At 55.0% G+C, this 12,290-nt stretch carries 22 protein-coding genes; all 22 read left to right on the forward strand.

The window, feature by feature from the left end; genetic code table 11:
* Nucleotides 1-14 precede the first annotated feature (14 nt).
* The 22 genes from fusA to rpmD all read left to right on the forward strand — a co-directional run bounded on the left by fusA (nt 15) and on the right by rpmD (nt 12,290).
* Nucleotides 15-2,120: an elongation factor G gene (gene fusA / locus J3P81_RS02780; RefSeq protein ID WP_434562044.1), complete on the forward strand. Its 2,106-nt coding sequence runs from the start codon at nt 15-17 to the stop codon at nt 2,118-2,120.
* 31 nt (nt 2,121-2,151) lie between these two features.
* Entirely contained in the window at nt 2,152-3,345 is a 1,194-nt protein-coding gene (tuf, locus tag J3P81_RS02785; protein ID WP_339481469.1) for an elongation factor Tu, read from the forward strand.
* A 155-nt stretch (nt 3,346-3,500) separates the two neighbouring features.
* The gene (gene rpsJ, locus J3P81_RS02790; RefSeq protein ID WP_003186070.1) at nt 3,501-3,812 is read left to right on the forward strand and encodes a 30S ribosomal protein S10; all 312 of its coding nucleotides are present in this window, start codon (nt 3,501-3,503) and stop codon (nt 3,810-3,812) included.
* Between the two features lie 80 nt (nt 3,813-3,892).
* On the forward strand, nt 3,893-4,528 hold the full coding sequence (gene rplC / locus J3P81_RS02795) for a 50S ribosomal protein L3 (RefSeq protein ID WP_003186059.1): 636 nt from the start codon (nt 3,893-3,895) through the stop codon (nt 4,526-4,528).
* A 12-nt stretch (nt 4,529-4,540) separates the two neighbouring features.
* Nucleotides 4,541-5,143 (forward strand): 50S ribosomal protein L4, encoded by a 603-nt coding sequence (gene rplD, locus J3P81_RS02800; RefSeq protein WP_003186057.1) that lies wholly within the window; start codon nt 4,541-4,543, stop codon nt 5,141-5,143.
* A complete protein-coding gene (gene rplW / locus J3P81_RS02805; protein ID WP_002555488.1) occupies nt 5,140-5,439 on the forward strand; it encodes a 50S ribosomal protein L23 in 300 nt (99 codons plus the stop codon). The genes rplD and rplW overlap by 4 nt, the downstream gene beginning before the upstream one ends.
* Nucleotides 5,440-5,453: 14 nt before the next feature.
* Nucleotides 5,454-6,278 carry a 50S ribosomal protein L2 gene (gene rplB / locus J3P81_RS02810; protein WP_007924198.1) on the forward strand — a complete coding sequence of 275 codons (825 nt, stop codon included), beginning with the start codon at nt 5,454-5,456 and terminating at the stop codon, nt 6,276-6,278.
* A gap of 16 nt (nt 6,279-6,294) precedes the next feature.
* Complete coding sequence (gene rpsS, locus J3P81_RS02815) at nt 6,295-6,570, forward strand: 30S ribosomal protein S19 (protein ID WP_002555486.1); 276 nt, start codon at nt 6,295-6,297, stop codon at nt 6,568-6,570.
* An 11-nt stretch (nt 6,571-6,581) separates the two neighbouring features.
* On the forward strand, nt 6,582-6,914 hold the full coding sequence (gene rplV / locus J3P81_RS02820) for a 50S ribosomal protein L22 (RefSeq protein WP_003103908.1): 333 nt from the start codon (nt 6,582-6,584) through the stop codon (nt 6,912-6,914).
* 13 nt (nt 6,915-6,927) lie between these two features.
* On the forward strand, nt 6,928-7,614 hold the full coding sequence (gene rpsC, locus J3P81_RS02825) for a 30S ribosomal protein S3 (RefSeq protein ID WP_003176422.1): 687 nt from the start codon (nt 6,928-6,930) through the stop codon (nt 7,612-7,614).
* Between the two features lie 12 nt (nt 7,615-7,626).
* The gene (rplP, locus tag J3P81_RS02830; protein WP_003186052.1) at nt 7,627-8,040 is read left to right on the forward strand and encodes a 50S ribosomal protein L16; all 414 of its coding nucleotides are present in this window, start codon (nt 7,627-7,629) and stop codon (nt 8,038-8,040) included.
* On the forward strand, nt 8,040-8,231 hold the full coding sequence (gene rpmC, locus J3P81_RS02835; protein WP_002555481.1) for a 50S ribosomal protein L29: 192 nt from the start codon (nt 8,040-8,042) through the stop codon (nt 8,229-8,231). The genes rplP and rpmC overlap by 1 nt, the downstream gene beginning before the upstream one ends.
* A gap of 2 nt (nt 8,232-8,233) precedes the next feature.
* On the forward strand, nt 8,234-8,500 hold the full coding sequence (gene rpsQ / locus J3P81_RS02840; RefSeq protein WP_003194644.1) for a 30S ribosomal protein S17: 267 nt from the start codon (nt 8,234-8,236) through the stop codon (nt 8,498-8,500).
* A gap of 23 nt (nt 8,501-8,523) precedes the next feature.
* Entirely contained in the window at nt 8,524-8,892 is a 369-nt protein-coding gene (gene rplN, locus J3P81_RS02845; RefSeq protein ID WP_420767526.1) for a 50S ribosomal protein L14, read from the forward strand.
* 11 nt (nt 8,893-8,903) lie between these two features.
* Nucleotides 8,904-9,218 (forward strand): 50S ribosomal protein L24, encoded by a 315-nt coding sequence (rplX, locus tag J3P81_RS02850; RefSeq protein WP_003186046.1) that lies wholly within the window; start codon nt 8,904-8,906, stop codon nt 9,216-9,218.
* A gap of 20 nt (nt 9,219-9,238) precedes the next feature.
* On the forward strand, nt 9,239-9,778 hold the full coding sequence (gene rplE, locus J3P81_RS02855) for a 50S ribosomal protein L5 (RefSeq protein ID WP_030140492.1): 540 nt from the start codon (nt 9,239-9,241) through the stop codon (nt 9,776-9,778).
* Nucleotides 9,779-9,791: 13 nt separating this feature from the next.
* Nucleotides 9,792-10,097: a 30S ribosomal protein S14 gene (gene rpsN / locus J3P81_RS02860; RefSeq protein ID WP_003186042.1), complete on the forward strand. Its 306-nt coding sequence runs from the start codon at nt 9,792-9,794 to the stop codon at nt 10,095-10,097.
* Between the two features lie 210 nt (nt 10,098-10,307).
* Nucleotides 10,308-10,700 (forward strand): 30S ribosomal protein S8, encoded by a 393-nt coding sequence (rpsH, locus tag J3P81_RS02865; RefSeq protein ID WP_017848802.1) that lies wholly within the window; start codon nt 10,308-10,310, stop codon nt 10,698-10,700.
* Nucleotides 10,701-10,712: 12 nt separating this feature from the next.
* On the forward strand, nt 10,713-11,246 hold the full coding sequence (rplF, locus tag J3P81_RS02870; protein ID WP_003186039.1) for a 50S ribosomal protein L6: 534 nt from the start codon (nt 10,713-10,715) through the stop codon (nt 11,244-11,246).
* A 10-nt stretch (nt 11,247-11,256) separates the two neighbouring features.
* A complete protein-coding gene (gene rplR / locus J3P81_RS02875; RefSeq protein ID WP_003186037.1) occupies nt 11,257-11,607 on the forward strand; it encodes a 50S ribosomal protein L18 in 351 nt (116 codons plus the stop codon).
* 3 nt (nt 11,608-11,610) lie between these two features.
* Nucleotides 11,611-12,111: a 30S ribosomal protein S5 gene (gene rpsE / locus J3P81_RS02880; protein ID WP_003186035.1), complete on the forward strand. Its 501-nt coding sequence runs from the start codon at nt 11,611-11,613 to the stop codon at nt 12,109-12,111.
* A 2-nt stretch (nt 12,112-12,113) separates the two neighbouring features.
* On the forward strand, nt 12,114-12,290 hold the full coding sequence (gene rpmD, locus J3P81_RS02885) for a 50S ribosomal protein L30 (RefSeq protein WP_003176408.1): 177 nt from the start codon (nt 12,114-12,116) through the stop codon (nt 12,288-12,290).

Genomic DNA, 12,290 nt, shown 5'->3' on the forward strand with positions numbered 1-12,290 from the left:
TTTGCGAGGGCTTTATGGCTCGTACTACACCGATTAACCGCTACCGTAACATCGGTATCGTTGCTCACGTGGATGCTGGTAAGACCACCACCACCGAGCGCGTCCTTTTTTACACCGGCAAAAGTCACAAAATGGGCGAGGTGCATGACGGCGCCGCGACCACAGACTGGATGGTTCAGGAGCAGGAGCGTGGTATTACCATTACTTCTGCTGCTATTACCGCCTTCTGGAAAGGTTCCGAGAAGCAGTATCCGCACGAGCATCGCTTCAACGTTATCGATACCCCGGGCCACGTAGACTTCACCATTGAAGTTGAGCGTTCCCTGCGTGTACTCGACGGTGCGGTCGTTGTGTTCTGTGGTACTTCGGGCGTTGAGCCTCAGTCGGAAACCGTATGGCGTCAGGCCAACAAATACGGTGTTCCACGTCTTGTTTATGTAAACAAGATGGACCGTGCTGGTGCCAACTTCCTGCGCGTGATCGGTCAGATCAAGCAGCGTCTGGGTCACACTCCGGTGCCTATCCAGCTCGCTATCGGTTCGGAAGACAACTTCCAGGGCCAGATCGACCTGATCAACATGCAGGCCGTGTACTGGAATGACTCCGACAAGGGCATGGTCCCTGTTCGTAAGGAAATTCCTGCCGAGCTGTTGGAAGAAGCCGAGCAATGGCGCAGCAACATGGTTGAGGCTGCGGCCGAAGCCAATGAAGAGCTGATGAACAAGTACCTCGAGGGCGAAGAACTCTCCAACGAGGAAATCAAGGCCGCTCTGCGTCAGCGTACTATCGCTGGTGAGATCGTTCTGGCTGTTTGCGGTTCTTCCTTCAAGAACAAGGGCGTTCCCCTGGTTCTCGACGCCGTTATCGACTTCCTGCCTGCTCCAACCGACATTCCTGCTATCAAGGGTTCCAACCCGGATAACGAGGAAGAGGAAATGGAGCGTCACGCAAGTGACGACGAGCCGTTCGCGGCTTTGGCGTTCAAGATCGCTACTGACCCATTCGTGGGTACCTTGACCTTCGTTCGAGTTTACTCGGGCGTGTTGGCATCCGGCGACGGCGTGATCAACTCGGTAAAAGGCAAGAAAGAGCGCGTGGGTCGTATGGTGCAAATGCACGCAAACGCCCGTGAAGAAATCAAGGAAGTGCGCGCTGGCGACATCGCGGCCTTGATCGGCATGAAGGACGTCACCACCGGTGAAACCTTGTGCAACGCTGACAAGCCAATCATCCTGGTTCGCATGGACTTCCCGGAGCCGGTTATCTCGGTTGCCGTTGAGCCTAAGACCAAGGACGACCAGGAAAAAATGGGTATCGCTCTGGGCAAGCTCGCTCAGGAAGACCCTTCTTTCCGCGTCAAGACTGATGAAGAGACTGGTCAGACGATCATCTCCGGCATGGGCGAGCTGCACCTGGACATCCTGGTTGACCGGATGCGCCGTGAGTTCAACGTCGAAGCCAACATCGGTAAGCCTCAGGTTTCCTATCGTGAGCGCATCACGAAGAGCTGTGAAATCGAAGGTAAGTTCGTTCGCCAGTCCGGCGGTCGTGGCCAGTTCGGTCATTGCTGGATCCGTTTTGCACCGGCTGACGAAGGTCAGGAAGGTCTGCAATTCCTGAACGAAGTCGTTGGTGGTGTGGTTCCTAAGGAATACATCCCGGCGATCCAGAAAGGTATCGAAGAGCAGATGAAGAACGGCGTTGTTGCCGGCTATCCGCTGATCGGCCTGAAGGCGACTGTGTTCGACGGTTCTTACCACGACGTCGACTCCAACGAGATGGCGTTTAAGGTGGCTGCTTCCATGGCTACCAAGCAACTGGCCCAGAAGGGCGGTGGTGAGTTGCTTGAACCTATCATGGCGGTAGAAGTCGTTACGCCTGAAGACTACATGGGTGATGTCATGGGCGACCTTAACCGTCGTCGTGGCATGATTCTGGGTATGGAAGATACGGTTTCCGGCAAGGTTATCCGCGCCGAGGTTCCGTTGGGTGAGATGTTCGGTTACGCAACCGACGTTCGCTCCATGTCTCAGGGTCGCGCAAGCTACTCTATGGAATTCAAAAAATACAATACAGCTCCGTCGCATATCGTCGAGACTGTTACCAAAAAGCAAGGCTGATCCAGCCCCTTTAAGCTAGGAGTTAATTGTCGTGGCTAAAGAAAAATTTGAACGGAACAAACCGCACGTCAACGTTGGCACCATCGGCCACGTTGACCACGGTAAAACTACCCTGACCGCTGCTCTGACCCGTGTCTGCTCCGAAGTTTTCGGTTCGGCCAAGGTTGACTTCGACAAGATCGACAGCGCCCCGGAAGAGAAGGCTCGCGGTATCACCATCAACACCGCTCACGTTGAATACGATTCGTCCGTGCGTCACTACGCACACGTTGACTGCCCAGGTCACGCCGACTACGTAAAAAACATGATCACCGGTGCTGCCCAGATGGACGGCGCGATCCTGGTTTGCTCGGCCGCTGATGGTCCGATGCCACAAACCCGTGAGCACATCCTGCTGTCCCGTCAGGTAGGCGTTCCGTACATCGTTGTCTTCCTGAACAAGGCTGACATGGTTGACGACGCTGAGCTGCTGGAACTGGTTGAGATGGAAGTGCGCGACCTGCTGAGCACTTACGACTTCCCAGGTGATGACACTCCAATCATCATCGGTTCGGCTCTGATGGCTCTGAACGGCCAAGACGACAACGAAATGGGCACCACTGCTGTCAAGAAGCTGGTGGAAACTCTGGACAGCTACATCCCAGAGCCAGAGCGTGCTATCGACAAGCCGTTCCTGATGCCAATCGAAGACGTATTCTCGATCTCCGGTCGCGGTACTGTTGTGACTGGTCGTGTTGAGCGTGGCATCGTCCGTATCCAGGAAGAAGTTGAGATCGTCGGTCTGCGCGACACTCAGAAAACTACCTGCACCGGCGTTGAAATGTTCCGCAAGCTGCTCGACGAAGGTCGTGCTGGCGAGAACTGCGGCGTACTGCTGCGCGGCACCAAGCGTGACGACGTTGAGCGTGGCCAGGTTCTGGTCAAGCCAGGCACCGTCAAGCCGCACACCAAGTTCACCGCAGAAGTCTACGTTCTGAGCAAGGAAGAAGGCGGTCGTCACACTCCGTTCTTCAAAGGCTACCGTCCACAGTTCTACTTCCGTACAACTGACGTGACTGGTAACTGCGAGCTGCCAGAAGGCGTTGAAATGGTAATGCCAGGTGACAACATTCAGATGACTGTCACTCTGATCAAGACCATCGCAATGGAAGACGGCCTGCGTTTCGCTATCCGTGAAGGCGGTCGTACCGTCGGCGCTGGCGTCGTAGCCAAAGTCATCGAATAAGACTCTTTCAGAGCCGACTCGATGAACAAGAAAGCCCCCGCTTAGCGGGGGCTTTTTTATTAGGTTGACACCTATCAGGGGCGTCTATAGAATTGCGCCTCCTTTTAACGGGCGTATTGCGCCCGGTGGGAATAGCAGCCGGAGTCTGAAATCCAATGCAAAATCAGCAAATCCGTATCAGGTTGAAGGCTTTTGACCATCGCCTGATCGACCAATCCACCCAGGAAATCGTGGAAACCGCGAAACGTACTGGTGCTCAAGTGCGTGGTCCAATTCCACTGCCTACCCGTAAAGAGCGGTTCACCGTTCTGGTCTCCCCGCACGTCAACAAAGACGCGCGTGACCAGTACGAGATCCGTACTCATAAGCGCGTTCTGGACATCGTCCAGCCAACGGATAAAACCGTTGATGCTCTTATGAAGCTTGATCTTGCGGCCGGTGTGGAAGTGCAGATCAGCCTCGGCTAAGACTCGGTCTTAGTCGTGTAACGCTCTGAAATGGGCGGCCATAGCGGGTGAAAGCCCCGTACACTCATGAGGTTTACAACATGACTATTGGTGTAGTCGGTCGTAAATGCGGTATGACCCGTATTTTCACCGAAGAAGGTGTCTCCATTCCGGTCACGGTCATTGAGATCGAGCCGAATCGCGTCACCCAGTTCAAAACTGAAGAGACCGATGGCTATCGTGCAGTGCAAGTCACTGTCGGCGAGCGTCGCGCTTCGCGTGTAACAGCTGCTCAAGCTGGCCACTTCGCCAAGGCGAACGTAGCCGCTGGTCGTACCGTAATGGAATTCCGCCTTGAAGAAGGCGAGTACCAGGCCGGCGATCTGATCAACGCTGAAATCTTCGCTGCTGGTCAACTGGTTGATGTAACCGGTCAGTCCAAAGGTAAAGGCTTCCAGGGTACGATCAAGCGTTGGAACTTCCGCGGGCAAGATAACACCCACGGTAACTCCGTATCCCACCGCGTTCCAGGCTCTATCGGCCAGTGCCAGACTCCTGGTCGTGTATTCAAGGGCAAAAAAATGTCCGGTCATATGGGCGCTGAGCGCGTGACCGTGCAGTCCCTCGAAGTAGTGCGCGTGGACGCTGAACGCAATCTGTTGTTGGTCAAGGGCGCTGTTCCTGGCGCTACTGGCGGCAACTTGGTTGTACGTCCAGCAGCCAAGGCTCGCGGTTAAGGGGAAGCTGACATGCAATTAAATGTAAATGACGCTCAAGCGATCGAAGTTTCCGAACTGACATTTGGCGGCGAATTCAACGAGACGCTGGTTCACCAAGCAGTCGTGGCCTACATGGCCGGCGGCCGTCAAGGTAGCAAGCAGCAAAAGACCCGTTCCGACGTTTCTGGTGGCGGTAAGCGCCCATGGCGTCAGAAAGGTACTGGCCGTGCTCGTGCCGGTACTATCCGTAGCCCAATCTGGCGTGGCGGCGGTACCACTTTCGCAGCTCGTCCTCAGGATCACTCCCAGAAGCTGAACAAGAAGATGTACCGCGCAGCAATGCGTTCCATCCTTGCTGAGCTGGTGCGTACTGATCGTCTGGTCGTGGTTCAGGACTTCGCTGTTGAAGCACCGAAAACCAAAGATCTGCTGAACAAGCTGAATGGCATGGGTCTGACTGACGTCCTGATCGTGTCTGACGCTGTTGATCAGAACCTGTACCTGGCTGCTCGCAACCTGCCACACGTCGACGTTCGTGACGTGCAGGGTTCCGATCCGGTCAGTCTGATCGCATACGACAAGGTGTTGATCACCGTGTCGGCCGTGAAGAAATTCGAGGAGCTGCTGGGATGAACCAGGAACGCGTATTTAAAGTTCTGCTTGGCCCGCACGTTTCCGAGAAGGCTACGGTTCTGGCAGACAAGAAAGGCCAGTTCGTTTTCAAGGTTGCAACCGATGCAACCAAGCTGGAAATCAAGAAGGCCGTCGAAAGCCTGTTCAGCGTCAAAGTAGAGCGCGTTACTACCCTGAATGTTCTGGGTAAGAGCAAGCGCACTGCTCGCGGTCTGGGCAAGCGTAATGACTGGAAGAAGGCAGTTATCTCCCTTCAGCCAGGCCAAGATCTCGATTTCAGCAGCAGTGCTGAGTAAGGAAGGGGTGCATCATGGCAATCGTTAAATGCAAACCGACTTCCCCTGGCCGCCGTTTTGTGGTCAAGGTGGTCAACCAGGAGCTGCATAAAGGCGCTCCTCACGCACCGCTGCTCGAGAAAAAATCGAAGTCTGGTGGTCGTAACAACAATGGCCGTATTACCACTCGTCACGTTGGTGGTGGTCATAAGCAGCATTATCGTCTGGTCGACTTCCGTCGCAACGACAAGGATGGCATCGCTGCCACCGTCGAGCGTATCGAATACGATCCAAACCGTACTGCTCACATCGCTCTGCTGCTGTACGCAGATGGCGAGCGTCGCTACATCATCGCCCCTAAAGGCGTGAGCGCTGGCGACCAGCTGATCGCAGGTGCCTTGGCGCCGATCAAGCCGGGCAACGCTCTGCAACTGCGTAACATTCCAGTTGGTAGCACCGTACACGGCATCGAATTGAAGCCAGGTAAAGGCGCGCAAATCGCTCGTTCCGCTGGTGCTTCGGCTCAGCTGATCGCTCGTGAAGGTGTCTACGTGACCCTGCGTCTGCGTTCTGGTGAGATGCGTAAAGTACTGGCTGAATGCCGTGCGACCCTGGGCGAAGTCTCGAACTCCGAGCACAGCCTGCGTTCGTTGGGTAAAGCTGGTGCCAAGCGCTGGCGTGGCGTTCGCCCAACCGTTCGTGGTGTTGCCATGAACCCGGTTGACCACCCACATGGTGGTGGTGAAGGTCGTACCTCTGGTGGTCGTCATCCGGTATCGCCATGGGGCTTCCCGACTAAGGGCGCGAAGACTCGTGGTAATAAGCGTACCGACAAAATGATCGTCCGTCGTCGCAAGTAAATAGAGGGATACGACAGTGCCACGTTCTCTGAAAAAAGGTCCTTTTATTGATCTTCACCTACTGAAGAAGATCGAAGTGGCGGCGGAAAAGAACGATCGCAAACCAGTTAAGACCTGGTCGCGCCGTTCGATGATCCTGCCACAAATGGTCGGTCTGACCATCGCTGTACACAACGGTCGCCAGCACGTCCCAGTTCTCGTGAACGAAGACATGGTCGGCCACAAACTGGGCGAGTTCGCCGGTACCCGCACATACCGTGGGCACGTGGCTGACAAGAAAGCCAAGCGTTAGGGGGTAAGGAAATGGAAGTAGCCGCTAAGTTGTCGGGCGCTCGAATCTCCGCCCAGAAAGCCCGCTTGGTCGCCGACCAGATCCGCGGGAAGAAGGTGGGCGAAGCGCTCAACCTGTTGGCTTTCAGCAGTAAGAAAGCCGCCGAGATCATGAAAAAAGTGCTGGAGTCGGCCGTAGCCAACGCCGAGCATAACGAAGGCGCAGACGTTGATGACCTGAAGGTCAGCACCGTTTTCGTCAACGAAGGGCGTTCGCTGAAGCGCATCATGCCACGTGCCAAAGGCCGTGCTGATCGCATCGTCAAGCGGTCTTGCCATATCACTGTCAAGGTTGCTGACAAGTAACGGAGTCGAAGAGATGGGTCAGAAAGTACATCCCATTGGCATTCGCCTGGGAATCGTCAAGGAGCACACCTCCGTCTGGTACGCAGACGGTCGGACTTATGCGGACTACTTGTTCGCTGATCTGAAGGTGCGTGAGTATCTCCAAGACAAACTAAAAAGCGCGTCCGTCAGCCGTATCGATATCCATCGTCCGGCTCAGACTGCACGTATCACCATCCACACCGCTCGCCCAGGTATCGTTATCGGGAAGAAAGGTGAAGATGTTGAGAAACTGCGTCAGGACCTGACCAAGCAAATGGGTGTGCCTGTGCACATCAATATCGAAGAGATCCGCAAGCCGGAACTCGACGGTATGCTGGTTGCGCAGAGCGTAGCTCAGCAGCTGGAGCGCCGTGTAATGTTCCGTCGCGCTATGAAGCGCGCTGTACAGAACGCAATGCGCATTGGTGCCAAAGGCATCAAAATCCAAGTGAGCGGTCGTCTCGGCGGTGCTGAAATCGCACGTACTGAATGGTATCGCGAAGGTCGTGTGCCACTGCACACCCTGCGTGCCGACATCGACTATGCCAACTACGAAGCTCACACCACCTACGGTGTGATCGGTGTAAAGGTTTGGATCTTCAAAGGCGAAGTAATTGGTGGTCGCCAAGAAGAACTGAAGCCACAAGCACCAGCGCCTCGTAAAAAAGCTGCTAAGTAAGGGGTACGCCAAATGTTGCAACCAAAGCGTACGAAGTTCCGCAAGCAGATGACCGGTCACAACCGTGGCCTGGCATTGCGCGGTAGCAAAGTCAGCTTCGGCGAGTTCGCGCTGAAGTCTGTTGCTCGTGGTCGTCTCACCGCTCGTCAGATCGAGTCAGCGCGTCGTGCTCTGACCCGTCACGTAAAACGTGGCGGCAAGATCTGGATCCGTGTATTCCCGGACAAGCCTGTCACCAAGAAGCCACTCGAAGTTCGGATGGGTAAAGGTAAGGGTAACGTGGAGTACTGGGTTGCCCAGATTCAGCCAGGCAAAGTCCTGTACGAAATCGAGGGTGTTTCTGAAGAGCTGGCGCGTGAGGCTTTCGCCCTGGCTGCTGCAAAGCTGCCGCTCGCCACCTCCTTTGTTAAACGGACGGTGATGTGATGAAAGCGAATGAACTTCGTGAAAAATCAGCACAGCAGCTGAACGAGCAACTGCTCGGCCTGCTGCGCGACCAGTTCAATCTGCGTATGCAGAAAGCAACTGGCCAGTTGGGGCAGTCTCATCTGCTCTCGCAAGTTAAGCGTGACATCGCTCGCGTGAAAACTGTGCTCAACCAGCAGGCAGGTAAGTAATCATGGCTGAAGCCGAAAAAACTGTCCGTACGCTGACTGGCCGTGTTGTCAGCGACAAGATGGACAAAACCATCACCGTTCTGATCGAGCGTCGCGTTAAGCACCCGATCTACGGTAAATACGTTAAGCGTTCGACTAAGCTGCACGCGCACGACGAAACCAATCAGTGCCACATCGGCGACAAGGTCACTATTCGTGAGACTCGTCCGATGGCTAAGACCAAGTCTTGGGCACTGGTTGATGTTCTCGAACGCGCTGTGGAAGTCTAAGGGCTAGGGGTCGGAGAAATTATATGATTCAGACTCAATCCATGCTCGATGTGGCCGATAACAGCGGCGCTCGCCGTGTTATGTGCATCAAGGTGCTGGGTGGCTCCCATCGTCGTTACGCTGGTATCGGTGACATCATCAAAGTTACCGTCAAGGAAGCAATTCCTCGCGGTAAGGTGAAAAAAGGCCAAGTGATGACTGCTATCGTAGTCCGCACTCGCCACGGTGTTCGTCGTGCTGACGGCTCCATCATCCGCTTTGATGGCAACGCTGCTGTTCTGTTGAACAACAAGCAAGAGCCAATCGGCACCCGTATCTTTGGGCCAGTGACCCGTGAACTTCGTACTGAGAAGTTTATGAAGATCGTCTCGCTCGCCCCAGAAGTGCTGTAAGGAGATCCGACATGCAAAAGATTCGTCGTGACGACGAGATCATCGTGATCGCCGGCAAAGACAAGGGTAAGCGCGGTAAGGTGCTGAAGGTTCTTGCTGACAACCGTCTGGTTGTTGGTGGTCTGAACCTGGTCAAGCGTCATACCAAGCCTAACCCGATGTCGGGCGTACAAGGCGGTATCGTCGAGAAAGAAGCGCCACTGCACGCTTCCAACGTCGCCATCTTCAACGGCGAAACCAACAAGGCTGACCGCGTTGGTTTCAAAGTAGAAGACGGTAAGAAAATTCGTGTCTTCAAGTCGACCCAAAAAGCGGTTGATGCTTGAACACTGCTAGGTAGAAGACCATGGCACGACTAAAAGAGATTTACCGGAAGGAAATCGCACCGAAACTTAAGGAAGAACTTAAGCTTTCGAACGTGATGGAAGTTCCGCGCGTTACCAAAATCACCCTGAACATGGGTCTGGGCGAAGCGATCGGCGACAAAAAAGTCATCGAGCATGCCGTTGCCGACCTGGAAAAGATCACCGGTCAGAAAGTCGTTGTGACTTACGCTCGGAAATCCATCGCTGGCTTTAAAGTCCGTGAAGGTTGGCCGATCGGCGTCAAAGTGACCCTGCGCCGTGAGCGTATGTACGAGTTCCTGGATCGTCTGCTGTCGATCTCCCTGCCTCGGGTTCGCGACTTCCGCGGCCTGAATGCCAAGTCCTTCGATGGTCGTGGCAACTACAGCATGGGCGTGAAAGAGCAGATCATTTTCCCGGAAATCGATTACGACAAGATCGACGCTCTCCGCGGTCTGGACATTACCCTGACCACCACTGCTCGGACGGATGAAGAAGGTCGCGCGCTGCTGCGTGCTTTCAAATTCCCGTTCCGCAACTGATTGGAGTAGGACAATGGCCAAGAAGAGCATGAAGAACCGTGAGCTGAAGCGTCAGCTCACCGTTGCCAAGTACGCCACCAAGCGTGCAGCGCTGAAAGCTATCATCGTTGATCTGAACGCAAGTCCAGAAGCGCGTTGGGAAGCTACCGTAGCACTGCAGAAGCAGCCACGTGACGCCAGCGCCTCGCGCATGCGTAACCGCTGCCGCCTGACTGGTCGTCCGCACGGCGTGTACCGCAAGTTCGGCCTCGGCCGTAACATGCTGCGTCAAGCCGCTATGCGTGGTGACGTTCCAGGTCTGGTCAAAGCCAGCTGGTAAGCACTGTCAATGTCCTGGTGTTCGGGGTCGCGAGATCCTGACCGCCGGTGACCTTGAACTTGAATCAAGCCCCTTTTGGGGCTTGATTCATTTCTGGGGTGTGTCTAGAATACCCGGCTCGCCTGAGCCCGTGTTTTTATTGCGCGGATGCGCTCGGCGACACGTACTAGCCGAAAGGCTAATTTTTTGTGTATTAGGAGCGTCTAGCCCATGAGTATGCAGGACCCGTTAGCGGACATGCTAACTCGTATCCGTAATGCCCAGATGGCTGAAAAGTCCGTCGTAAGCATGCCATCTTCCACGTTGAAGGTAGCTGTTGCCAAAGTCCTGAAGGACGAAGGTTACATTGCGGGTTATCAGATCAGCAGCGAAATCAAGCCTCTGCTGTCCATCGAGCTGAAGTACTTCGAAGGCCGTCCGGTCATCGAGGAAGTGAAGCGCGTTAGCCGTCCTGGCCTGCGTCAGTACAAGTCCGTTGAGGATCTGCCGAAAGTTCGTGGCGGCCTGGGCGTGTCTATCGTCTCCACCAACAAAGGTGTGATGACGGATCGTGCTGCGCGCGCTGCCGGTGTCGGCGGCGAAGTTCTTTGCACTGTGTTCTAAGGGGGGATAAGCATGTCACGCGTCGCTAAGAACCCCGTTAAGCTGCCAGCCGGTGTCGAAGTCAAATTCGCAGGCCAACAGCTTTCGGTGAAGGGTGCCAAGGGCACTCTGCAACTGAACATCCATTCGTCCGTTGAGATCGTTGAAGAAGCTGGTGAGCTGCGTTTCGCTGCTCGCAATGGCGATCAACAGACTCGCGCAATGGCTGGTACCACTCGTGCGTTGGTTAACAACATGGTCCAAGGCGTAAGCCAAGGCTTCGAGCGCAAGCTCCAGCTGGTCGGTGTTGGTTACAAAGCGCAAGCAAAAGGCACAGTGCTGAACCTGGCTCTTGGCTTCTCGCACCCAGTGGATTATGAACTGCCGGAAGGCATCACCGCTGAGACTCCTAGCCAGACCGATATCCTGATCAAGGGCATCGACAAGCAGCTGGTAGGTCAAGTGGCCGCCGAGATCCGCGACTTCCGTCCACCAGAGCCGTACAAAGGCAAAGGTGTGCGCTACGCGGACGAAGTCGTCCGTCGTAAAGAAGCCAAGAAGAAGTAGGGCATAGCAAATGACCGACAAAAAAGTTACTCGACTGCGTCGCGCTCGCAAAGCACGCCTGAAAATGCACGAACTCGAAGTCGTGCGTCTCTGCGTGTTCCGCTCGTCGCAGCACATCTACGCCCAGGTCATTTCGGCCGACGGCAACAAAGTCCTGGCAAGTGCCTCGACTTTGGATAAAGAACTGCGTGATGGCGCCACTGGCAACATCGACGCGGCCACTAAGGTTGGCCAGCTGGTCGCTACGCGTGCTAAAGCCGCTGGCGTCTCGCAGGTGGCTTTCGACCGCTCTGGCTTCAAGTACCACGGCCGCGTCAAGGCGCTGGCTGATGCTGCTCGTGAAGCTGGGCTGGAGTTCTAAGTTATGTCAAATAACGACCAAAAGCGCGACGAAGGCTACATCGAGAAGCTGGTTCAAGTTAACCGCGTAGCCAAAACCGTTAAAGGCGGCCGTATCTTCACTTTCACCGCGTTGACCGTGGTAGGTGATGGTAAGGGCCGTGTTGGCTTCGGCCGTGGCAAGTCGCGTGAAGTGCCTGCTGCGATCCAGAAGGCAATGGAAGCTGCTCGCCGCAACATGATCCAGGTTGATCTGAACGGCACCACCCTGCAGTACGCAATGAAGTCTGCCCATGGCGCTTCGAAGGTGTACATGCAGCCTGCTTCTGAAGGTACCGGTATCATCGCTGGTGGCGCTATGCGTGCTGTCCTCGAAGTTGCTGGCGTTCAGAACGTTCTGGCCAAGTGCTACGGCTCGACTAACCCAGTAAACGTGGTTCACGCCACTTTCAAGGGTTTGAAAGCAATGCAGTCTCCTGAATCCATTGCCGCCAAGCGTGGCAAAAGCGTCAAGGAGATCTTCTGATCATGGCTACCGTAAAAGTTACGCTGATCAAAAGCATGACCGGCCGCATCCCTAACCACAAACTGTGCGTTAAGGGTCTGGGTCTGCGTCGCATCGGTCACACTGTAGAAGTCCAGGATACTCCCGAGAATCGCGGGATGATCAACAAGGCTTACTACATGCTGCGTGTCGAGGGTTAA

It is taken from the genome of Pseudomonas sp. R1-6, assembly GCF_051132115.1.
Taxonomy (GTDB): domain Bacteria; phylum Pseudomonadota; class Gammaproteobacteria; order Pseudomonadales; family Pseudomonadaceae; genus Aquipseudomonas.

Excerpts from the sequence above, each read along its gene's own strand:
- rplR (WP_003186037.1), top strand. The coding sequence starts at position 11,257 with ATGACCGACAAAAAAGTTACTCGACTGCGTCGCGCTCGCAAAGCACGC.
- rpsE (WP_003186035.1), top strand. The coding sequence starts at position 11,611 with ATGTCAAATAACGACCAAAAGCGCGACGAAGGCTACATCGAGAAGCTG.
- rpmD (WP_003176408.1), top strand. The coding sequence starts at position 12,114 with ATGGCTACCGTAAAAGTTACGCTGATCAAAAGCATGACCGGCCGCATC.
- rplV (WP_003103908.1), top strand. The coding sequence starts at position 6,582 with ATGGAAGTAGCCGCTAAGTTGTCGGGCGCTCGAATCTCCGCCCAGAAA.
- rpsJ (WP_003186070.1), top strand. The coding sequence starts at position 3,501 with ATGCAAAATCAGCAAATCCGTATCAGGTTGAAGGCTTTTGACCATCGC.
- rplB (WP_007924198.1), top strand. The coding sequence starts at position 5,454 with ATGGCAATCGTTAAATGCAAACCGACTTCCCCTGGCCGCCGTTTTGTG.
- rplF (WP_003186039.1), top strand. The coding sequence starts at position 10,713 with ATGTCACGCGTCGCTAAGAACCCCGTTAAGCTGCCAGCCGGTGTCGAA.
- rpsN (WP_003186042.1), top strand. The coding sequence starts at position 9,792 with ATGGCCAAGAAGAGCATGAAGAACCGTGAGCTGAAGCGTCAGCTCACC.
- rpsQ (WP_003194644.1), top strand. The coding sequence starts at position 8,234 with ATGGCTGAAGCCGAAAAAACTGTCCGTACGCTGACTGGCCGTGTTGTC.
- rplD (WP_003186057.1), top strand. The coding sequence starts at position 4,541 with ATGCAATTAAATGTAAATGACGCTCAAGCGATCGAAGTTTCCGAACTG.
- rplN (WP_420767526.1), top strand. The coding sequence starts at position 8,524 with ATGATTCAGACTCAATCCATGCTCGATGTGGCCGATAACAGCGGCGCT.
- rplP (WP_003186052.1), top strand. The coding sequence starts at position 7,627 with ATGTTGCAACCAAAGCGTACGAAGTTCCGCAAGCAGATGACCGGTCAC.
- rpmC (WP_002555481.1), top strand. The coding sequence starts at position 8,040 with ATGAAAGCGAATGAACTTCGTGAAAAATCAGCACAGCAGCTGAACGAG.
- rpsH (WP_017848802.1), top strand. The coding sequence starts at position 10,308 with ATGAGTATGCAGGACCCGTTAGCGGACATGCTAACTCGTATCCGTAAT.
- fusA (WP_434562044.1), top strand. The coding sequence starts at position 15 with ATGGCTCGTACTACACCGATTAACCGCTACCGTAACATCGGTATCGTT.
- rplE (WP_030140492.1), top strand. The coding sequence starts at position 9,239 with ATGGCACGACTAAAAGAGATTTACCGGAAGGAAATCGCACCGAAACTT.
- rplX (WP_003186046.1), top strand. The coding sequence starts at position 8,904 with ATGCAAAAGATTCGTCGTGACGACGAGATCATCGTGATCGCCGGCAAA.
- rplC (WP_003186059.1), top strand. The coding sequence starts at position 3,893 with ATGACTATTGGTGTAGTCGGTCGTAAATGCGGTATGACCCGTATTTTC.
- rpsC (WP_003176422.1), top strand. The coding sequence starts at position 6,928 with ATGGGTCAGAAAGTACATCCCATTGGCATTCGCCTGGGAATCGTCAAG.
- rplW (WP_002555488.1), top strand. The coding sequence starts at position 5,140 with ATGAACCAGGAACGCGTATTTAAAGTTCTGCTTGGCCCGCACGTTTCC.